Below are 21775 nucleotides of genomic sequence, written 5' to 3' on the forward strand. Positions count from 1 at the left end.
GACCGGACAAGGGGTGTTCCGTGACCCTGTGATCACGGCGGAAGTCGTCACGGCAGAAGACATAAAGCCGTTCCGTGCCGGCCGGCATCAGGGACGGGCCAATCGGTGGGAGGCATCCATGCGACACACGTCGTCCAAGATCCGTCGCCGGCTATCTGCGATCTGCTCGTCTTCACTGGTGCATGCGCTCGCTGTCGTCGGCATGATCGGCGGAATGCCCGCGCACGCATCGTCTTTCCCCACTCGGAACATCACGATCGTCGTGCCGTTCGCTGCCGGCGGAGCCGCGGATACGACGGCCCGCATCATGGCGGATGCCATGTCGAAGAGGCTGGGGACGTCGATCACGGTCGAGAACATCGGCGGAGCGGGTGGGGCGATCGGCACGATCCGGGTCAAGGCGTCCGATCCGACCGGCTACACAATCGGTCTCGGCCATATGGGCACGCTCGCCGCGGCGGTGCCGATCAACCGGAAGCTGGGCTACAACCCGCGTACGGACTTCGAGTATCTGGGGCTCGTCAGCGTGAGCCCGAACGTCGTCTATGTGAGGAAGGGGTTTCCGGCGAACGACCTGCAGGAGTTCATCCTCTATGCGAGGAAGAACGGGTCCAAACTGACGATGGGGCACGGAGGGATCGGCGCCGCGTCCCATGTGACATGTGTCATGCTGTTTCAGCTCATCGGAGTCGAGCCGACGCTGGTCGCCTATCGTGGGTTTGGTCAGACCGTGAACGATCTGCTCGGCGGCACCATCGACGGCGGCTGCGATCTCCTCGCGTCGGTGAGCGCCCAGGCCCAGTCGGGCAACCTGAGGGTTCTCGCTGTCGCGGCGGACGAGCGGTCGCTGGTCTTGCCGAATGCCCCGACATCCACCGAAGCGGGCCTCGCGGCGTTCAAGACCAGCACATGGACCGGGCTGTTCGTCCCGGCGGGAACGCCGGCACCCGTCGTCGAAACCCTGAGGGGGGCGGTGCTCGACGCGCTCTCCGATGCCGCCGTCCAGAAGCGCCTCGCCGATATCGGTGCGGAGGCACCGAAGCCGGAACAGCGCGGCGGCCCTTACATGAAGCGGCTCGTCGACGACGAGGTCGCCCGCTGGACCGCGATCCTCACCAAGGCGAACATCGAGCTCAGGGATTAGGGCGGCGAACGGACGCCGGGCCGTCCGGAGATCGATGATGCCCCAGACTGCCGGAGCCGGCCCGGCCGCGTCGCGCCGTGGTCCGTCAGCAACTGTAGACGCCCTGCAGATGCATGATGTGCTCCTGCAGCCGCATCTCGCGGATCACCTCGGCGTGGTGCCAGACGAGCTCGGCGAGCAGATCCGACCGCGACAGCAGATCGACCACCTGCCCGTCCGCCGTCACGGGCAGGTGGTCGAGTCTGTCCTGCAGCAAGGCCAATGCATCCGGGACGGTGGTGTCGAGCGTCGCGTGGACGGTCGTCGCCGTCATGGCATCGCGAACACGCAGATCGCGCGGCGCGCGGTCCGGATGCCGGGCCGCGGCGGCGGCGAAGCTCCTTTCGGCCAGCACGCCGACCGGTCGATCGCGCTCCGGGTCGGCGACGCCGAGGACCACCACGGCGGCGACGGCATGCGTCGCCATCAGGTGCGCCGCGTCGGCGAGCGGTGCGTCGGCCGAGATCGTGTGCACGGCCGGCTGCCGCAGGTCGAGCAGTCGTCGCATCGTTCGAAACGGTCGGTCCACGCCGGCGCACCTCGGGATAGAGCCCACCCGATCGAAGCTTAGGGGCGTTCCGTGGCGCCGGGAAGGCCCGGCGCAGTCGATGCGCCGCGGCCGACGAGTCCGGCTGGACAAGGCCGGCCCGCATTGGCATGACGACGAGGTCCGCGGGCCGGGGCCCGCGGCCTGCCGCCTGCGCGAGACGCCATGCCGTCCGACCAAGACATGATCCTCGTCACCGGCGCGGCCGGGTTCATCGGCTTCCATGTGGCGCGCCGCCTGCTGGAGCAGGGGTGCCGCGTCGTCGGCATCGACAATCTCAATACCTATTACGACCCCGCCCTGAAGCAGGCGCGGCTCGACGCGCTCGCACGCTTCGAGGCGTTCCGCTTCGAGCGGCTCGACCTCGCCGACCGGCCCGCCGTCGCGAGCCTGTTCGCCCGCGAAAAATTCCCGGTGGTGATCCATCTGGCGGCGCAGGCCGGGGTGCGCCACTCGCTCACCGATCCGTTCGCCTATCTCGATTCGAACCTGGCGGGCTTCCTCGCCGTGCTGGAGGGCTGTCGGCACAACGGGTGCCGGCATCTCCTCTACGCCTCGTCGTCCTCGGTCTACGGCGCGAACACCCGGGTGCCCTTCGCCACCGACCAGAACGTCGACCATCCGCTCAGCCTCTACGGCGCCACCAAGAAGGCGAACGAGCTGATGGCGCACGCCTACAGCCACCTGTTCGCGTTGCCGGCGACGGGCCTGCGCTTCTTCACGGTCTACGGTCCCTGGGGCCGTCCCGACATGGCGATGTGGCTGTTCACCGAGGCGATCGCCCGTGGCAAGCCGGTCCGCCTGTTCAACCACGGGCAAATGCGGCGCGACTTCACCTATGTGGACGATGTCGTCGAGGCGGTGGTGCGGCTCGTCGACCACGCGCCCGAAGGCGATCCGCATTGGTCCGGCGACGCGCCCGATCCGGCCGCGAGCCGGGCGCCGTGGCGGGTCTACAATATCGGCAACAACCGGCCCGTCGACGTGCCCGAGGTGGTCCGCCTGATCGAGGAGGCACTCGGCAAGAAGGCTGTCCTCGAGATGCTGCCGATGCAGCCGGGCGACGTGCCGGAGACCTGCGCCGACGTCGATGACCTGATGAACGCCGTCGGCTTCCGCCCGGCGACCCCGATCGCGGAGGGCGTCGCGCGATTCGTCTCGTGGTGGCGGCGATTTTTCGACGAGCGATCCGGCGGCTGATGCGGCGCCGGAGTTTCCGCTTTGTGTCCGGTCGGCCCGCGCGCGTGCCGACCGTCGCGCGCGGCCACGTCGAGCGGTTGCCGAACGCGTGGATTCGCGGGTGCGCAGCGGCTGGGAATCAGTAAAAGCGTTTACATCGGAAGCTGTTCGAGCGGAGCCGCTATTCCGGAATGGCAGTGCTTCCGGATATCCTCCCCGCCCTTTCGAGAGTAATCATCTTTCGGGTCACGAAAGAGGGCCTCCAAACCCGCCGCCGCCTTTCCGTTCAGCGAAAACCTTCGACGAAACGCGCTCCGCGGGTCGACGCCCGAGACGGCGCCGACCGGACAGGCTGGCCGTGCCCACGCCGACCCCCGAGCCCCGGGCGTCCTCACCGACGCCGCCTGGACAATCGAATAATCGACTCGGAGCAGGTCATGAGGATTCTGAAAGCCATCAACAAGGTCCCGGGTGGGCTGATGGTCGTGCCCCTGTTCATCGGCATGGTCATCAACACCTTCACGCCCAATCTGCTGAAGATCGGCGGCTTCACCGAAGCGCTGAGCGGCATCGGCTATCCGACCGTGCTGGGCATGTTCCTGTTCACGGCCGGCACCAAGATGACGCTGCGGACCGCGCCCCGCATGCTCAAGCGCGGCTTCGGCATCCTTCTCGCCAAGGTCGGCATCGCCACCACGATCGCCTTGTCGGTCGCCTATTTCCTCGGCGGCGACCTGTTCGGCCTGAGCACGCTCGCGCTGCTGGTCGCCATGAGCGACACCAATGGCGGCATGTTCCTCGCCCTCACCAGCGCCATGGGCGACAAGGAGGATGCCGGAACCTACGTGCCGCAGAGCATCGAGACGGGCCCGTTCCTGACCATGATCATCCTGGTCGGCGCCGGCCTCGCCAACATCCCGTGGATGACCATGGTGTCGGTGATCGCCCCGATCTTCGCGGGCGCGCTGCTCGCCAATCTGGACGAGGATCTGCGCGAGTTCTTCGGCTCGCACGAGCCCATCATCGTCCCCTTCATGGCCTTCACGCTCGGCCAGAACATCAACCTGATGAACGTCCTCACCGGCGGCCTGCCGGGCATCGTCCTCGGCATCATGACGCTGGTGATCACCGGCATCTGCTGCATCCTGGCCGACAAGCTCCTCGGCGGCTCGGGCATTGCCGGCGCGGCGGCGTCGAGCACGGCCGGCAACTCGGCGGCGGTTCCCAAGGCGGTCGCCATGGCCGACCCGACCTATGCGGCGATCGCCCCGATCGCGACCGTGCAGGTCGCGGCGTCGGTCATCGTCACGGCCGTGTTGACGCCTCTGCTCACCTCCTGGATGTTCAATCGCGTCCAGAAGCAGCGGGCAGCCGAAGCGGCGAGACGGCCGGTACCCGCCGCGGCCGCCGTTGCGGATTCCGTCCCGGTCGGCGCCTCCGATGCGCCCGCCGCGCCCGCCGCACGGTGATCATCGTCCAACAGACGAGGGCAGAACGTCATGAACACCATCACGCTCGACACCGCCAGCAAGCTGATCGCCCGCGCCCTCAGCCAGGCGTCCGCCGACTACCAGCGCCCGATCTGCGTCGCGGTCTGCGACGGGACCGGGACCCTGATCGCCTTCGCCCGGGTCGACGGTGCGCCGCTGCGCAGCGTCCAGATCTCCATCGGCAAGGCGTATTCCTCCGCCCGGCTCGGGGTGCACACCGACGCGTTCCTCGAGCGGCTGCACCGTGAGAAGATCACGGCCAGCGACTTCTGCGACGACAAGATCACGTCGCTGCCCGGCGGCGCGGTGCTCAAGAGCCAATCCGGCGAGGTGATCGGCGCCGTCGGCGTCAGCGGCTTGAAGTCCGAGGAGGATCAGGCGATCGTCCACACGCTGGCAGGCCTCGTCGGGTCCGGAACGCTCTGAGCCGGATCCGGACGACCGGTCTTTGTCGGTGAAGGCCCTGCACCCGGATTGCGCGGCGCGCGTCCGGGTGCGAGCCGTCTCTCCGGACGACGTCCGCGGTTCGCCGGCGCCGTCTCCGATCGTCGCCACTCGATCATCCGGTCCCGGATGAAAAATTCCATCGAACACAGAACCCGAGATCTCCCATGTCCAAGCCGAAAGTCCTCATCACGCGAATGATCCAGCAGGAGAACATCGATCGCCTGCGCGAGCATTTCGAGGTCGAGATCAACCCGGACGATCGCGCCTACTCGAAAGCCGAGTTGATGGCGAAGGTGAAAGGCAGGGACGGGGTTCTGTCCATGCTCACCGACACGATCGACGGCGAGGTGCTCGACGCCGCCGGATCGCAGTGTAAGATCGTCGCGAACTTCGCGGTCGGCTACAACAATTTCGACGTCGCCGCGGCGACCAGCCGCAAGGTGATCCTGACCAACACGCCCGGCGTTCTCGACGACGCCACCGCGACCCATACGATCACGCTGATGCTGTCGGTCGCCCGCCGCATCGTCGAGGCGGACAAGTTCGTCCGCGCCGGCAAATGGGGAAGCTGGGCGCCGCTGTTCTTCATGGGCCTCGACGTCGACGGGCAGACGCTCGGTCTCGCCGGGGCCGGACGGATCGGCAAGAACGTCGCCCGCAAGGCGGCGGCCTTCGGCATGAAGATCATCTACAGCGACGTGAAGCCCGACCCGGACTTCGAGAAGGCCCTCGGAGCCCGTTTCGTCGACAAGGCCACGCTGCTGCGCGAGTCGGATTTCGTCACGCTGCACGTACCGCTGATTCCCGAGACGCGTCACTACATCGGCGAGAAGGAGCTCGCTGCCATGAAGCCGACCGCCGTGCTGATCAATGCCAGCCGCGGTCCGGTGGTGGACGAAAAGGCGCTGGCGCGCGCCCTCAAGGACAAGGTGATCTGGGGCGCCGGCCTCGACGTGTTCGAGAACGAGCCGGCCGTCGAGCCGGAGCTGCTCGGCCTCGACAACGTGATCGTGGTGCCTCACATCGCCTCGGCCACCCCGGAGACCCGGATGAACATGGGGCGGATCGCCGTGCGCAACATCGTCAAGGTGCTGACCGGCGAGGCGCCGGAGACCTGTGTCAATCCGGACGTCCTGAAGAAATAGGATCGTCGATCCCGACAGGCCGACGCCGGCGAAACCGCCGGCGTCCTGCCGCCCCGAGGCGTCAACGCACCGCGGTGGCGTCGAAGGGGACGAACTCCTGGTGGACGCAGCGGTCGGTGCCGATCGCCGTACGGGTGTCCACCACCTTCTCCTTCTGGATGAAGAACGCGTAGTACACCGCGCCGCTCGCCTTGGGCTCCGCCTTCAGGCAGACGATCCAGGCAGGGCCGCCGACCCGTTCGATCCAGCGAGGCTCGGCGATCTGCAGCCCGGCTGGGTCGATCGGGCTGCTCAGCGTCTTCATAGCGGCGGAGACCAGCTTCCGATAGGGCGGAACCGGCTCGGGCGAGAGCACCTGGCTCTTCTCGAAGCTGTCGTCGAAGAAGGGGCCGCTCAGGCTGCAGCCCGACAGGGTTAGCGAGAGCGCCAGCGCGGCCGTCGATCGGCGGCCACACGCGACGCGCGATTCCTTGCATGCCGCGTGGGCATGGTGGCTGGAGCTTCTGCCGGTCGTCGATACCGTACGCAATACGCCCGTCCCGTCGATGCCGTCCCGCCTTTCCGGGTGCCGGAGAGTTGCGTCGAATTTGCGGTGGCCTTGTGAGGGACTGCCGGATGCACGGCCGTGGCCACGGGGCCGGCCCCGGCCTCGCGTCACCCCCGCATCAGCGCCGTCACGTGGACGGCGACCGAGCGCGCCAGGCCCTGCAGGTCGTAGCCGCCCTCGAGCAGCGACACGACGCGGCCGCCGCAGCAGCCGTCGGCGACCTCCATCAGCCGCTTGGTGACCCAGGTGAAGTCGGATTCCAAGAGGTTGATGTTGGCCAGAGGATCGCGCATGTGGGCGTCGAAGCCGGCCGAGATGACCAGGAGGTCGGGGCGGAAGTCGACGAGGCGCGGGATGATGACGCTCTCGAACGCCTCCTGGAACTCGTCGCCGCCGTCGCCGGCGCGCAGCGGCGCGTTGACGATGGTGCCGTGCTCGCCGCGCTCCGAGGCCGCACCCGTGCCGGGATAGAGCGGCATCTCGTGGGTCGAGCAGTACATGACGTTGCGGTCGGCCCACAGGATGTCCTGGGTGCCGTTGCCGTGGTGGACGTCGAAATCGATCACCGCGACCCGATCGGCGCCGTGCCGGTCGCGGGCGTGGCGGGCCGCGATCGCCGCGTTGTTGAAGAAGCAGAACCCCATCGGCTGGGTGATCTCGGCATGGTGGCCGGGCGGCCGCATGGCGCAGAAGGCGTTGGCGACCTTGCCGGTCATCACCTCGTCGACGGCCAGCACGGCGCCGCCGACCGCCCGCAGGGCGGCCTCGTAGGTGCCGGGCGACATCGAGGTGTCGGCGTCGAGCCTCACCATGCCCTCGGTCGGGCTCGCGTCACGGATCGCGTCGATATAGTCGGGCGTGTGGCACAGCGCGATGCGGTCGATCGCCGTCACCGGCGCCTGTTCCCGCGCGAGCGACTGGAACGCCTCCTGCTCGAGCACGCGGTCCACCACCCGAAGGCGGTCGGGCCGCTCGGGATGCCCGAGAGGGGGAATGTGATCGAGGCCGGCCGGATGGGTGATGTACAGTGTCGTCATTGGATGTATCGGTTATGGGAATTCAACCATATCGCGTCGTCCGCCCCCCGGTGTCAAAAAGAAATTGGGCGAAGGCGGCAGCCGGCCGCGGCCGGGGGGCGTGGGAGCCGGCCGCGCCGGCGCCCGGAGCGCCCGGTGCACGGCCCGGCAGGTGCCGAAACGGCCGGCTCGAATTCGGCGTGCCGTCCGCCCGCGCGTGTTGATCCCGGCCGACGGGGCACGTATGGTCCGCCCGCGCGGCCCGCCGCCTTGGGGCGTAGCCAAGTGGTAAGGCAGCGGATTTTGATTCCGCCATTCCCTGGTTCGAATCCAGGCGCCCCAGCCAGCCCTTTTCAAGTCTCTGTCAAGGCTTGCGAATCCTCGGCTGAAAATCCCGAATCGCGGTGATGCGCGGCGCTCCGACACACCGGTGGGCCGCGGGCGGGCGCACGCGCCGCTGGTGTCGTCTCGCGAGCGTGGCGATCCGCCGTCTCGCGTTCGCCCCGATGCCGTCGCGGAACGACGCGTCGTGCCGCCCTCGTCGGCCGAGCTCCGCCCCGCGCAGCCGACCGGCTGTTTCAGCAGGCATTCGTGGCTTGCCCTCCATCGCTGCTCGCGCCATGTTCGACGGCGACATCGCCAACGACAGTGACGCTCGACGATCCGCGCGCCCCGCCAGTCCGTGCCTTCATGCAGAAAATTTCCGCGCAGGAGATCGGCCCTCACGGCCATCCTGTCGAAGACCCTCCGCAAGGCGCGAGGCGCCCCGCCAGTGACTTCACCATCAGGGCCTGAGACCTGTTCGAGATGACGACATCCGACGAGGCATGCGAGGACAGCTACGCGTCGCAGGCGACGGGGCCGCTGACCGGCGTGCGTATCCTCGATCTGTCGCGGCTGTTCGCCGGCAATGTGCTGACCCAGGTGCTGGGCGATTTCGGCGCCGAGGTCGTCAAGGTCGAGCCGCCGGCCGGGGACACGCTGCGGGCCTGGCGCACGCGCGGCGTGTCCACCCACTGGAAGATATACGCACGCAACAAGAAGAGCCTGGCGCTCGAGCTGCGCCGGCCGGAGGCGCGCGAGCTGCTGTTGCGGCTGGTTCCGTCCGCCCGGATGCTGATCGAGAGCTTCCGGCCCGGTACGCTGGAGAAGATGGGGCTGGCGCCGGAGCTGCTGCTCGAGCGCAATCCCGGGCTCGTCATCGTCCGCATTTCCGGTTGGGGGCAGGACGGCCCCTACAGCCGGCGTCCCGGCTTCGGCACGCTGATCGAGGGCATGTCCGGCTTCGCCTCGATGAACGGCTTCGCCGATCGCGAGCCGGTGCTGCCGCCGATCTACCTGGCCGACGGCATTGCCGGCCTGTACGGGGCCTCGGCGGCCATGATCGCGCTGCGCGAGGTCGAGGTGAACGGTGGCCGCGGCCAGGTGATCGACCTGCCGCTGCTCGATCCGCTGTTCTCCGTGCTCGGGCCGCATGCCGCCAATCACCGGCTCACCGGCAAGGTCAAGCAGCGCACCGGCAGCCGGTCGACCAATTCGGCGCCGCGCAACGCCTTCCTGTGCCGCGACGGCCGCTATGTCGGGCTGTCGGCCTCGACCGAGAAGATGGCCCGCCGGCTGTTCGAGGCGATCGGCCGCCCGGAGCTCGCCCAGGACCCGCGCTTCGCCACCAACGCGGAGCGCGTCGCCAACGCCGATGCGCTCGAGCCGATCATCGCCGCCTTCATCGCCGAGCGCACCCAGGCCGAGAACGTCGCCTTCTTCGAGAAGGCCGAGGTGACGATCGGGCCGATCTACGACATCGCGCAGATCGTCGAGGACCCGCACGTGAAGGCGCGGGAGATCGTCGCCGACTATCCGGACGCCGACATGGGCCGCGTGCCGATGCACCATGTCGTGCCGCGCCTGCTGGGAACGCCGGGCTCGATCCGCAGTCCGGCGCCGACCATCGGCGAGCACAACCGCGGGCTGCTCGCCGAACTCGGCGTTTGCGATGACGAATATGACCGGCTGCTCGCGGCCGGCATCGTCTCCGAGGGGGAGCCCGCCTCGTCGCCCGACGCCGAATGACGTGATTGCCCGCGCCGCAGCGCGGCCCAGGGAGTGTCCGCCACGATGTTCAGGTCGCTGCTCTATGTTCCGGCGAGCTCCGAGCGGTTCGTCGCCAATGCGCATACGCGCGGCGCCGACGCCGTCGTGCTCGATCTCGAGGACTCGGTCGCGCCCGACCAGAAGGATGCCGCCCGCGCGGCTCTGGCCGCCGCCGTTCCGTCGGTGTCCCGCAACGGCGCCAAGGCGTTGGTGCGCATCAACGCCGAGGAGGAGCGTCATCTCGCCGATGCCGCGGCGGCCTGCCGGGCCGGCGCCTTCGGCATGCTCGTGCCCAAGACCAACGATCCGGAGCGGCTGGCGCGGCTCGCCGCCCATCTCGGCGAAATCGAGCGGCAGGCCGGCCGCACCGACCCGGCCGTGCTGGTGCCGATGATCGAGGACCCCGGCGCGGTGTTCGACGCCCGCATCATCGCCAAGGCGACGCCGCGCGTGTTCGGCCTGATGGTCGGCGGCGAGGACATCGCCACTGCCATGGATGCCGAGCCCACCCCGGAGGTGCTGCGGCTGCCCAAGCTGCTGGTGCACATGGCCGCGAAGGCGGCGGGCGTGCGCTCCTTCGGCCTGCTGCGCACGGTCGCCGACTTCAAGGACATCGATGCCGTCGAGAAGGCCGCGCACGAGGCGCGGACGTTCGGCTTCGACGGCGCCACCTGCGTGCATCCCAGCATCGTGCCGATCCTCAACCGAGTGTTCTCGCCGTCGGCGGAGGAGCTCGACCGCGCCCGCCGGCTGATCGCGACCTACGACGCCGCTCTCGCGGCCGGCACCGGCGCCTGCATGTTCGAAGGCAAGATGATCGACGTCCCGGTGATCGCCCGCGCCCGCGCCCTGCTGGCGCGGCAGGGATGAGCGTGGAAGGAGCAAGGACCATGAGCCGTGCCGGATCGCGTCCTCGCCTCGCCTGGGCCTCGGCCGTGTTGACCGCCTGTGTCGTCGCCACCGCCGTGGCGGTCGCTCAGCCGGCTCCCGTCGCCTGGCCCAAGCAGATCACCCTGGTGGTGCCGTTCCCGCCCGGCGCCAGCAACGACACCTTCGCCCGCGCTCTGGCCCAGAAGCTCGGCCCGCGCCTCGGCGCCACCATCGTGGTCGACAACAAGCCGGGTGCCGGCGGGTCGATCGGCGCCGGCATGGTCGCCAATGCGCCGCCCAACGGCGCGACCCTGATGCTGACCTCGTCGACCTTCGCCACCAACGCGGCCGTGCAGCGCAAGCTGCCCTACGATCCGGTCAAGAGCTTCACGCCGGTGGCGCTGGTCGCCAAGGGGCCGCTGGTGATCGCGGTCGGTGCGGCGACGCCGTATCGCACGCTCTCCGACCTGCTCGACGCCGCCCGAGCCGACAAGTCCAAGCTCAGCTACGGCTCGGCCGGCTTCGGCTCGATCAACCACATGGGCATCGAGATCATGAACTCGCTCGCCCAGGTCGAGATGACGCATGTTCCCTACAAGGGGATCTCGCTCGCCATCACGGACGTGATCGGCGGCCATATCCAGTTCACCCTCGCCACGCTGCCGTCGGTCGCCAGCCAGGTGACGGCCGGGCATGTGCGGGCGCTGGCGGTGTCGTCGAAGGAGCGCTCGTCGCTGGTGCCCGACCTGGCGCCGGTCTCCGACACGCTGCCGGGCTACGACGTCGAGATCTGGTGGGGCGTGCTGGCGCCGCCCGGCATGCCGGGCGCGATGGCCGAGGCCCTGAATGCCGAGATCCGGACCGTGGTCGACGAGCCGGACATGCGGGCGCGCTTCGCCCAGGAGGGCGCCGAGCCGGTGATCACGATGACGGCGGCGCAGGTCGCCGAGCATGTGCGCCTCGACATCGAGAAATGGCGGACGATCGCGCGGCAGCGCAACATCTTGGCGGATTGAGCGCGTCCGTTTGCCCGGTTCTCGGAGCCCGCCCCGATGACGTTGCTCGGTGTCATTCCGTCAAAAGACGCATGGCAGCCTTGATGTTTGCGAATTTGCACCCATATCAGGGAAGTCGATAGACGGCGAGAAGACGTGGCTCCACGCTGATCATCAGCATCGCGCCGACGATTATCTTTCCCGAAAACGCGATTTCGACGGCTCGCGACAGCGGGCGAGCGATAATTCCGTACACGAAAGGCGGTCCTGATGGTCAAGGGAACCGTGAAGTGGTTCAACGCGCAAAAGGGCTTCGGCTTCATCGCGCCAGACAATGGGGGCGCTGATGCATTCGTTCACATCAGCGCCGTCGAACGCGCCGGTCTCTCCGATCTGCGCGAGGGCCAGAAATTGAGCTTCGAGCTCGTGTCCGATCGCAAGACGGGCAAGATGGCCGCCGAAAAGCTGGAAGTTCTGGACTGATTGCAGCGTCGGCGCCGGTGCTCGCCACCGGCGCGCCGGCGACCGGCATCGGTGCGCCCCGAGTCGACCACGGATGAACCGTCGGCTCGACAGGACCGATGCGGCCGCAATCTGCCCGACGGGGCGCTTCGGCGCCTTCCTGGCCCCGCACCTCGTCGAGGTCGCGGGGCTTTTCGTGTCTGACCGAGCCGCAACCGCGGATCGGGTGACGCAGGAGGACGGCATGGCCAAGGGACAGAAGCACGGCAATCGGGAAATCAAGAAGCCCAAGAAGAAAAAGGAGCCGCCGGCGGCTCCGATCGGCCTGACCAAGGGCATGACCTCGTCGAACGGGCTTCTGAAGAAGAAGGCCTGATCCGCGCCCTCGTCGGCTCCGACCCGGTTTGCGCGATGCGGAGTTTCCGGTGAGGGCTCCGCAGCGTCGGGTTGTCGTGCGCACGGCGCGCTCACCGTGAAGGAGAGGATCGATGCTGCACTATCTCGGCGGGCTGTCCGGCGCCGGAGATCTGATCTGCGGCGACCGGACGATCGCCCGCGCCGACTATGATTTCGACGGCTTTCTCACCAATCCCGGCCAGGTGACCAGCAGCGGCGAAATCCGCATGTCGGCTGGCATCATGAAGGATGTGTTCGGCCGGAAGGGTCTTCTGTTGAAGACCGACGACGGGCGGCTGCTCCGGCTGCACTTCTCCGAAAAGCGGCTGGCGTCGTCGAGCGAAGCCGCTCATGTGGACGTGGTCGGCGAACTGCCGGCCGAATCCGAGTGGCACCACTAGGGCGCTCTCGCGCGAAACGGAACCCGGATCGTGTGAAGTAAAGCGCTCTTCGTCATAAATCTGGAGCGCGATCGAACGCAAAGTCGCAATCCGCTTTCGTCGAACGCGCTTTGACCCGGAGACCGGCGGCTCCGCGGTTTGCTCGATGCCGGTCGGAGCTGCGCTCTGCCGACCGTCCGTCCTCGTCGGTCGTCGCATCGTGCGCCGTGGGACCGCCGCGGCAGATCCTGCTGTGTCCCCGAACGGTTCGCCGGTCGCGTCTTTCGTGAGCCGACCCCGGCCAGAAAGGCAGTTATGACCTCGATCCTTCGCCGTGTGCTCGCAAGACGCCGCGCCTCTTCGCCATGGGCCGACAAGGCGCCGGTGCGGGAGGAGCTGTTCGGCGTCGAGCGGCTCGAGCAGCACGCGGAAAGCCTTGCAGCCGCCCAGTCCGTCACGGACCGACCGATATCGGTCCTGCCGTTGCGCCGTCGCCTCGACGACAATGCCGCCACCTTGCTGGCCGCCTACCGCGCGAGCGCGGCGGAGCTGGACAGCGGCCGCGGGGTCGTTCCCGCCGCCGAATGGCTGCTCGACAATTATCACCTCGTCGAGGAGCAGATCCGCGAGATCCGCGAGGACCTTCCTGCGGGCTACTATCGCCAGCTTCCGAAGCTGGCGACCGGGCCGTTCGCCGGCTATCCGCGCGTGTTCGGTCTCGCCTGGGCGTTCAATGCACACACCGACAGCCATTTCGATCCCGAAACGCTGCGCCGGTTCATCGCCGCCTATCAGCGGGTCCAACCGCTCACGATCGGCGAGCTGTGGGCGGTCGCGATCACGCTTCGCATCGTTCTCATCGAAAACCTGCGCCGGCTCTCCGACCAGATCACCGCGGGGCGCGCCGCGCGGGCCGATGCCGATGCGCTCGCAAACCGGCTTCTCGCGACGGGGGGCGCCCGCTCGGCCCTCGACACCGACATCGCCGGCCGTTCGTCCGGACCGCTGTCGGAGCTTTTCGCCGCTCAGCTCGCCAAGCGACTGAGAGACCAGGATCCGCGCACGACGCCGACGCTCGGCTGGCTGGAGGAGCGGCTTGCCCGGCAGGGTGTCTCGATGGACGACGTGGTCCGGCATGCCCAGCAGCGGCAAGGCGCCTCCAATGTCTCGGTGCGCAACGTCATCACCAGCATGCGGCTGATCTCCGACGTCGACTGGTCGGAGCTGTTCGAGAGCGTGAGTCTCGTCGACGCGCGGCTGCGCGCCGCAAGCGCCTTCGCCGCGATGGACTTCCCGACCCGCAATCTGTACCGGAGCGCCATCGAGCTCTTGGCCCGCGGCTCGTCCTGCACCGAGCTCGACATCGCCGACCACGCGCTGAAAGCGGCGCACGAGCGGACGGCCGATACGTGCGACGTGGTCGAGGCCGAGCGGGCCGGTGACCCCGGCTACCATCTGATCGCCGAAGGCCGCGGCGCGCTCGAGCGCGCGATCGGGTTCCGGCCGCCGGTGCGGCTGCGGATCAGCCGCTTCAATGTTCGCCTCGGTATCGGCGGCTATGTCGGTGCGATCCTGCTCGTCACCGCGGCGTTGCTGGCCGGCGTCCTGTGGGTGCTCGAGCCCGGGCCGGACTTCGGCCGCTTCGTCCTGCTCGCCTTGGTCGGCGCTCTTCCGGCGAGCGCCGCGGCGACCGCCCTCGTCGACCGGGCGATCACCTGGAGCTTCGGCGCGGTGACGCTGCCCGGTCTCGGACTGACGGAGGGCGTTCCGCCATCGCTGCGGACACTCGTCGCGGTGCCGACGCTGCTGACCAGCGAGGCCGACCTCCTGGAGCAGGTCGAAGGCCTGGAGGTGCATCACCTCGCCAGCGGCGGCGACCTCACCTTCGCGCTCCTGTCGGACGGCGTCGACGCGGACCGCGAGGTCGTCGAGCGCGACGCCGATCTTCTCGCCAAGGCCGCCGCCGCGATCGGAGAGCTGAACCAACGTTACGGTCCCGGTCCCGACGGCGAGCGCTTCCTGCTGCTGCATCGCCGCCGCGTCTACAACGCCGGGCAAGGCAAGTGGATGGGATGGGAGCGCAAGCGCGGCAAGCTGCACGAGCTCAACCAGCTCCTGCGCGGCGCCACCGACACGACCTTCGTGGCGGTGGCCGGGCAGGCGCCGCACGTGCCGGCCGACGTGCGCTACGTCATCACGCTGGATGCCGACACGCGGCTGCCGCGGGACGCGGCGCTCCGGCTGATCGGCAAGATGGGACATCCGCTCAATCGACCGAAGTTCAGCGATGCGGAGCAGCGCGTGGTGAACGGCTACGCCATTCTCCAGCCGCGCGTCACGCCGTCCTTGCCGGTCGGGCGCGAGGGCTCGCTCTATCAGAGGATCGTGTCGGGCCCCGGCGGCATGGACCCTTATGCGGCCGCCGTCTCCGACGTCTATCAGGACCTGTTCGGCGAAGGCTCCTACACGGGCAAGGGCATCTACGACGTCGACGCCTTCGAGCGGGCGCTCGCCGGCCGCGTCCCCGAAAATGCGATGCTCAGCCACGATCTGTACGAGGGCATTTTTGCACGCGCGGGCCTCGCCTCCGACGTCGAGGTCGTCGAGGACTTCCCGTCGCGCTACGATGTCGCCGCCAAGCGCCAGCACCGCTGGATGCGCGGCGACTGGCAGCTCATCCCTTGGGTGTTCGGACATCGGACCGGATTGCGTGCGGTGCCCGCCGTCGGCCGCTGGAAGATGCTCGACAATCTCCGGCGCTCGCTGCTCGCGCCGTTCACGCTGGCGACCTTCGGGGCGTGCTGGCTGCTGCCGCTGCACGCAGCCGCGCTCGCAACCTTTCTGGTGCTTGCCGCCATCGCCGTGCCGGCCTTTCTCCCGACCGTCTTTTCGGTGCTGCCGCGCCGCAGCGGCATCCGCTTTCGCAATCACATGGGCTCGCTCGTCGCTGACCTGCGGCTCGCGGGCCTGCAGGCGCTGATGTCGGTGACGCTGACGGCCGATCAGGCGTGGCGGGCGGGCGATGCGATCGTGCGAACGCTCGCCCGGCTGTTCGCGACGCGCCGCCATCTGCTCGAATGGACGACGGCGGCGCAGTCGACCGGCCGGCCGCGGCTCGGGGTTCAGGGCTTCTATCGGGACATGGCGGGCGGTACCGCCCTCGGGGTCGCGGTCGCGGCGGGCGCCGTCGCACTCGCGCCGGCGTCGTGGCCGCTCGCGCTGCCGTTCGCACTGCTGTGGCTGTCGGCGCCGGCGCTCGCGCAGCGGGCCAGCCGGTCGCCGACAGTCGCCGGACGCCTGGCGATCTCCGACCAGGACCGGCAGGACCTGCGCCTCGTCGCGCGACGGACCTGGCGGTTCTTCGAGACCTTCGTGACGCCGGCCGACAACATGCTGCCGCCCGACAATTTCCAGGAGGATCCGAAGCCGGTCGTCGCGCATCGCACGTCGCCGACCAATATGGGCCTCTATCTGCTCTCCGCCGTCGCGGCCCGCGATTTCGGCTGGGCCGGCACGATCGAGACGGTCGAGCGGCTGGAGGCGACGATCGTCTCCATGCAGGCGCTGCCGCGCTTCAAGGGACACTTCTTCAACTGGTACGGGACCCTCGATCGGCAGGTGCTCGACCCGCCCTATGTCTCGTCGGTCGACAGCGGCAATCTCGCCGGCTACCTGCTCGTGCTCGCCAACGCCTGCGAGGAATGGATCGATGCCCTCCTGGTGGCGGATGCGCGGCACGGCATGCTCGACCATCTCCGCCTTGTGCGTGACGCCGCCGGCATTCTGCCCGCCGCGACCAGCGAGCCCGGGCGGCAACTCGGCGCCGTTCTCGACGAGATCGACACCCAACTGAAGGGGGGACAGGCGATCGAGACGGTGTCGCCGACCCTGAAGCGACTTGCCGAGAAGGCCGGCCGCATGGCCCGCGACCTCGTGCCGGCGGGCGCCGGCGACGGCCCGTCGGATCTGGTGTTCTGGATCGACGCGTTACGCAAGACCGTGGTCGAGCACGGCCGCGACAGCCTCGGCGCAGCGGCTCCGCAGGCCCTGAACGGCCGACTGAAGGTGCTCGCCGACACGGCGCGCGCCATGGCACTGGCGATGGACTTCGCCTTCCTGGTCGACCCGGAACGCAAGCTCCTGTCGATCGGCTATTCGGTTCCCGATCGTCGGCTCGACCACGGCTGCTACGACCTGCTCGCCTCGGAGGCGCGGCTCGCCAGCCTGTTCGCGGTGGCCAAAGGGGATGTTCCGACCCGGCACTGGTTCCGCCTCGGCCGCACCGCGACGCCGCTCGGCAACGGGTCGGCGCTGATCTCCTGGTCGGGGTCGATGTTCGAGTATCTGATGCCGGCGCTGGTGATGCGGGCGCCGGCCGGCAGCCTGCTCGAGCAGACCAGCCGGCTGGTGGTCGCGCGCCAGGAGGCTTATGGACGCTCGCTCGGCATTCCGTGGGGCATCTCGGAATCGGCCTACAACGCCCGCGACGCGGAGTTCACCTACCAATATTCCAATTTCGGCGTGCCCGGGCTCGGCCTCAAGCGCGGCCTCTCCGACAATGTGGTGATCGCGCCCTATGCGACGGGGCTGGCGACCATGGTGGATCCGCAAGGGGCGCGCGCCAACTACGCGCGGCTCGCCGACATGGGCGCATGCGGCCGCTACGGTTTCTACGAGGCGCTCGATTTCACGCCGTCGCGGCTACCGGACGACGAGCGCTTCGCCATCGTGCGCACCGTCATGGCCCATCATCAGGGCATGACCATCGTGGCGATCGCCAACACGGTCCAGGACGGCCGGATGCGCGCCCGGTTCCACCGCGAGCCGATGATCCAGGCGAGCGAGCTCTTGCTGCAGGAGCGCATGCCCCGCGACGTCGTGGTCGCGCATCCGCGTGCCGAGGAGCTCAATGCCGCGACCACGCAAGGCCGCACCGCGCCGCCGACGGTGCGCCGCGTGTCGGCGTCGGCCGGCCATGCTCCGATCACCCACCTTCTCTCCAACGGCCGCTACGCCGTGATGCTGACGGCCGCCGGGGCCGGCTACAGCCGCTGGCGCGACATCGCCGTGACGCGCTGGCGGGAGGACGCGACCTGCGACGACTGGGGGTCGTTCATCGTGTTGCGCGACACCCGCAGTGGTCATGTCTGGTCGGCCGGTGCGCAGCCGATGGGAGCTGCCGCCGACGACGAGGCGGTCGTCTTCGGCGAGGACCATGCCCAGTTCGTCCGTCACGACGGGACATTGGCGAGCATCATGGAGGTCCTGGTCTCGGGCGAGCACGACGGCGAGGTCCGCCGCGTCACGTTGACCAACAGCGGGCGCCAGCCGCGCGAGATCGAGCTCACGTCCTATGCCGAGGTGGTGCTGACGACGCCGGCCGCCGACGCCGCGCATCCGGCGTTCGCCAAGATGTTCGTCGAGACCGAGCACGTCGCCGAGTTCGGGGCTCTCGTCGCCACGCGCCGCCCGCGCTCGCACGGCGAGCCCCAGGTGTTCGCCGCCCACTTCGCCGTGGTCGAGGGCGAGATCGCCGCCGATCCGCAATACGAGACCGACCGGGCGCGCTTCATCGGCCGCGGCCGGACCGTCGCCACGGCGGCCGGCTTCGTCGATGGCCGCCCGCTGTCGAACACGGTCGGCACCGTGCTCGATCCGATCTTCTCGCTGCGACAGCGGGTGGTGGTCCCGCCCGGCCGGATGGTGCGGGTCGCGTTCTGGACCGTGGTGGCATCCTCGCGGACCGAGCTCCTCGACCTCGTCGACAAGCTCATCGACCGCAACGCCTACGACCGCGCCAGGACGCTGGCCTGGACCCAGGCCCAGGTGCAGCTTCGCCATCTCGGCATCGATGCCGAGGAAGCGGCCGATTTCCAGGGCCTGGCGGCGCCGATCCTGTATGCCGACCGACGGTTCAGAGCGACCCCGGACGCGATGATGCGCGGGGCGGGCTCGCAGACCGGCCTGTGGCCGCTCGCCATCTCGGGCGACCTGCCGATCGTGCTGTTGCGCATCGACGATGTCGAGGACATCGCCCAGGTCCGCCAGCTCCTGCGGGCGCACGAATACTGGCGCATCAAGCGTCTCGCCGTCGACATCGTCATCGTCAACGAGCACGCCTCGTCCTATCTGCAGGATCTGCAGGTGGCGATCGAGACCGCGGTGCGCAGCAGCCAGACCCGGCCGCGCTTCGGCGACGAGCTCGCGCAGGGGTCGGTCTATACGCTCCGGGCCGATCTGATGAGTGTCGAGGTTCGGGCGCTGCTCCAGTCGGTCGCCCGGGTCGTGCTGGTGGCACGTCGCGGATCGATCGCGGCCCAGCTCGCCCGTCTGCCGGTGTCGCTGCTCCGCGCCGCGCCGGCCCGCGCCCCCGCGGCGCGTGCGCGCACGCCGTCGATGCCGCTGCGGCGTTCTCCGGTCCGCTTGCCCGTCGACCTCGAGTTCTTCAACGGCCTCGGCGGATTCGACCAGAACGGCCGCGAATATGTGACCATGCTCGAGGACGGCCGGACGACGCCGGCCCCGTGGATCAACGTGATCGCCAATCCCGGCTTCGGCTTTCACGTGGCGGCGGAGGGAACCGGCTACACCTGGGCCGAGAACAGCCGCGAGAACCAGATCACGCCGTGGTCGAACGATCCGGTGGTCGACCCGGCCGGCGAGGCGTTCTTCATCCGTGACGAGGGGACCGGGGATCTCTGGTGCCCGACCGCCCGGCCGATCGGGGACGGCGGGACCTATGTGGCGCGCCACGGTCGGGGCTACAGCCGCTTCGAGCACCAGGCCAACGGCATCGCGTCCGACCTGCTGCAATACGTGCCGCTCGCCGATCCGATCAAGATCTCGCGGCTGACGCTGCGGAACCTCTCGGGTCAGCCGCGCCGGCTGTCGGTCACTGCCTATGCCGATTGGGTGCTCGGCGTGTCGCGGTCGGCATCGGGTCCGTTCATCGCGACCGAGATCGACCGCGCGACCGGCGCGATCCTGGCCCGCAATCCGTGGAGCATCTCGTTTGCCGGGCGTGTCGCCTTCGCGGATCTGGCCGGCCGCCAGACCGCCTGGACAGCCGACCGGACGGAGTTTCTCGGCCGCGACGGCTCGCTCGCGGCCCCTGCCGCATTGCTCGGGCGGACGCCGCTGTCGCGCACGACCGGCGCGGGCCTCGATCCGTGCGCCGCCCAGCAGGTCATCGTCGATCTCGCCGCGGGGGAGACCGTCGAGGTGGCCATGTTCCTCGGACAGTGCGGGTCGGCCGACGAGGTCCGGGCGCTGATCGGCCGCTATCGCGAGGCCGACCTCGACGTCGTCCTCGCCGAGGTGACGGCGCATTGGGAGACGCTGCTCGGGGCCGTCCAGGTGAAGACGCCCGACCGGGCCATGGACATCATGCTGAACGGCTGGTTGCTCTACCAGACGCTCGCGTGCCGCATCTGGGCCCGCTCGGCCTTCTATCAGGCAAGTGGCGCCTACGGCTTTCGCGATCAGCTCCAGGACACCATGGCGCTCACCTTCGCCAAGCCCGATGCGATGCGGAGCCATCTGCTGCGCGTCGCGTCGCGGCAGTTCGTCGAAGGTGACGTCCAGCATTGGTGGCTGCCGAATACCGGGCTCGGCGTGCGCACGCGAATCTCGGACGACCGGGTCTGGCTCGCCTTCGCGACCGCCACCTATGTGACGTGGTCTCACGACACCGGCGTGCTCGACGAGATGGTGCCGTTCCTCGAGGGGCCGGTGCTCAAGCCAGGCGAGCACGACATGCTGTTCCAGCCGATGGTCGGCGACGAGCCGGCCTCGCTGTTCGAGCACTGTGCCCGCGGCCTCGACCAGTGCATTGCGCTCACCGGCGAGCACGGCCTGCCGCTGATCGGCAGCGGCGACTGGAACGACGGCATGAACCGTGTCGGTCAGGACGGCCGTGGCGAGAGTGTCTGGCTCGGCTGGCTGCTGGTGCGGGCGATCGGGCTGTTCGCGCCGCTGGCGAAGGACCGCGACGCCGACCGCGCCCGACGCTGGACCGCGCACGCGACCGCGGTGCGCGAGGCGATCGAGCGGGTGGCGTGGGACGGCGATTGGTATCGCCGCGCGACCTTCGACGACGGCACCTGGCTCGGCTCGAAGGACAGCGAGGAGTGCCGGATCGATTCCATCGCGCAGTCCTGGGCGGTGCTGTCGGGCGCCGCCGATCCGGTCCGCGCCGCGACCGCGATGGCCTCGCTGGAGCGCCATCTCGTCCGCCGCGAGGACGCTCTCGCGCTGCTGTTCGCGCCGCCCTTCGACCAGACGACGCACGACCCCGGCTACATCAAGGGCTATCCGCCGGGCCTGCGCGAGAACGGCGGGCAGTACAGCCACGCCGCCATGTGGGCCATCCTGGCGTTTGCGGCGCTCGGCGAGGGCGACAAGGCGGCCGCGCTGTTTGCAATGGTCAACCCGATCAACCATGCCCGCACGCCCGCCGCGGTCGACCGCTACAAGGTCGAGCCCTATGTGGTGGCCGGCGACGTCTATTCGGTTGCGCCGCATGTCGGGCGCGGCGGCTGGACCTGGTACACGGGCGCGTCCGGATGGATGTACCGGGCCGGGATCGAGGGCATTCTGGGGCTGCGCCGGGAGGGCGCCGTGCTCGTCGTCGATCCCTGCATGCCCCGTGCTTGGCCTGGGTTCGAGGCGCAGGTGATCGTGGGATCGACCCGTTACGACATCCGGGTCGAGGCGGCGCCGCAGGGCGAGGCCACGCATGCGCTGCTCGATGGCGTGCGGATCGCCTCGGCCGGAGCCGTGCGTGTTCCTCTCGACGGGATATCCCACACGCTGCTGGTCGGTATCGATCCAAACCCGGCCACGGATGTCGCCGCGCGCCAGGACCAGAACGACGACGGCGAACGGCTCGCGCCGGCCGTCTCGCGAAAGCAGGCCGTGTAGCTGCACCATCTGGCCGCGCGGAATGAAACGCCTGCCGAGGGCCGGAAGCCGCGCGCTCCGCGGCACGGCCGGGCCACTGCTGGCGCCGCGGGCGCCATCCCGCAC

The 21775-nt window shown here is 69.1% G+C and carries 15 protein-coding genes and 1 tRNA gene; 13 read left to right on the forward strand and 3 right to left on the reverse strand.

Annotated elements, in window-relative coordinates; all coding sequences use genetic code 11:
* Positions 1-28 precede the first annotated feature (28 nt).
* The gene (locus HXX10_RS03425) at positions 29-1144 is read left to right on the forward strand and encodes a tripartite tricarboxylate transporter substrate binding protein (protein ID WP_296520118.1); all 1116 of its coding nucleotides are present in this window, start codon (positions 29-31) and stop codon (positions 1142-1144) included.
* A gap of 85 nt (positions 1145-1229) precedes the next feature.
* Here HXX10_RS03425 and HXX10_RS03430 read toward each other — a convergent pair whose 3' ends face one another.
* Complete coding sequence (locus tag HXX10_RS03430; RefSeq protein WP_296520120.1) at positions 1230-1691, reverse strand: CBS domain-containing protein; 462 nt, start codon at positions 1689-1691, stop codon at positions 1230-1232.
* 204 nt (positions 1692-1895) lie between these two features.
* Here HXX10_RS03430 and HXX10_RS03435 point away from each other — a divergent pair, with 204 nt between their 5' ends.
* From HXX10_RS03435 to HXX10_RS03450, 4 genes are all read left to right on the forward strand, one after another.
* Complete coding sequence (locus HXX10_RS03435) at positions 1896-2930, forward strand: NAD-dependent epimerase (RefSeq protein ID WP_296520121.1); 1035 nt, start codon at positions 1896-1898, stop codon at positions 2928-2930.
* A gap of 416 nt (positions 2931-3346) precedes the next feature.
* Positions 3347-4378 (forward strand): 2-keto-3-deoxygluconate permease, encoded by a 1032-nt coding sequence (locus HXX10_RS03440; protein ID WP_296520122.1) that lies wholly within the window; start codon positions 3347-3349, stop codon positions 4376-4378.
* A gap of 30 nt (positions 4379-4408) precedes the next feature.
* Positions 4409-4825, forward strand: a complete 417-nt coding sequence (locus HXX10_RS03445; protein WP_296520124.1) for a heme-binding protein — start codon at positions 4409-4411, stop codon at positions 4823-4825.
* A 185-nt stretch (positions 4826-5010) separates the two neighbouring features.
* A complete protein-coding gene (locus HXX10_RS03450) occupies positions 5011-5991 on the forward strand; it encodes a D-glycerate dehydrogenase (protein WP_296520125.1) in 981 nt (326 codons plus the stop codon).
* A 61-nt stretch (positions 5992-6052) separates the two neighbouring features.
* On the opposite strand, the gene HXX10_RS03455 is transcribed toward HXX10_RS03450, so the two are convergent.
* Both HXX10_RS03455 and HXX10_RS03460 read right to left on the reverse strand, forming a co-directional pair.
* On the reverse strand, positions 6053-6520 hold the full coding sequence (locus tag HXX10_RS03455; RefSeq protein WP_296520126.1) for a hypothetical protein: 468 nt from the start codon (positions 6518-6520) through the stop codon (positions 6053-6055).
* A gap of 125 nt (positions 6521-6645) precedes the next feature.
* Positions 6646-7575 (reverse strand): histone deacetylase family protein, encoded by a 930-nt coding sequence (locus tag HXX10_RS03460; protein ID WP_296520128.1) that lies wholly within the window; start codon positions 7573-7575, stop codon positions 6646-6648.
* A 250-nt stretch (positions 7576-7825) separates the two neighbouring features.
* Here HXX10_RS03460 and HXX10_RS03465 point away from each other — a divergent pair.
* The 8 genes from HXX10_RS03465 (at position 7826) to HXX10_RS03500 (ending at position 21670) form a co-directional block, all read left to right on the forward strand.
* Positions 7826-7900: transfer RNA gene (locus HXX10_RS03465), tRNA-Gln, on the forward strand.
* A gap of 461 nt (positions 7901-8361) precedes the next feature.
* Positions 8362-9624, forward strand: coding sequence for a CoA transferase (locus HXX10_RS03470; protein WP_296520130.1), 1263 nt, complete (start codon positions 8362-8364; stop codon positions 9622-9624).
* 45 nt (positions 9625-9669) lie between these two features.
* On the forward strand, positions 9670-10515 hold the full coding sequence (locus HXX10_RS03475; protein WP_296520131.1) for a CoA ester lyase: 846 nt from the start codon (positions 9670-9672) through the stop codon (positions 10513-10515).
* A 20-nt stretch (positions 10516-10535) separates the two neighbouring features.
* Positions 10536-11531, forward strand: a complete 996-nt coding sequence (locus HXX10_RS03480; protein WP_296520132.1) for a tripartite tricarboxylate transporter substrate binding protein — start codon at positions 10536-10538, stop codon at positions 11529-11531.
* A gap of 249 nt (positions 11532-11780) precedes the next feature.
* Positions 11781-11993 carry a cold-shock protein gene (locus HXX10_RS03485; RefSeq protein WP_296520133.1) on the forward strand — a complete coding sequence of 71 codons (213 nt, stop codon included), beginning with the start codon at positions 11781-11783 and terminating at the stop codon, positions 11991-11993.
* A 223-nt stretch (positions 11994-12216) separates the two neighbouring features.
* The gene (locus HXX10_RS03490) at positions 12217-12348 is read left to right on the forward strand and encodes a hypothetical protein (RefSeq protein ID WP_296520134.1); all 132 of its coding nucleotides are present in this window, start codon (positions 12217-12219) and stop codon (positions 12346-12348) included.
* Between the two features lie 112 nt (positions 12349-12460).
* Entirely contained in the window at positions 12461-12769 is a 309-nt protein-coding gene (locus HXX10_RS03495) for a hypothetical protein (RefSeq protein WP_296520135.1), read from the forward strand.
* 294 nt (positions 12770-13063) lie between these two features.
* Complete coding sequence (locus tag HXX10_RS03500; RefSeq protein ID WP_296520136.1) at positions 13064-21670, forward strand: glucoamylase family protein; 8607 nt, start codon at positions 13064-13066, stop codon at positions 21668-21670.
* The last annotated feature ends 105 nt before the right edge of the window (positions 21671-21775 follow it).

The organism is Rhodoplanes sp., assembly GCF_013377085.1.
Classification (GTDB): Bacteria; Pseudomonadota; Alphaproteobacteria; order Rhizobiales; family Xanthobacteraceae; genus Rhodoplanes.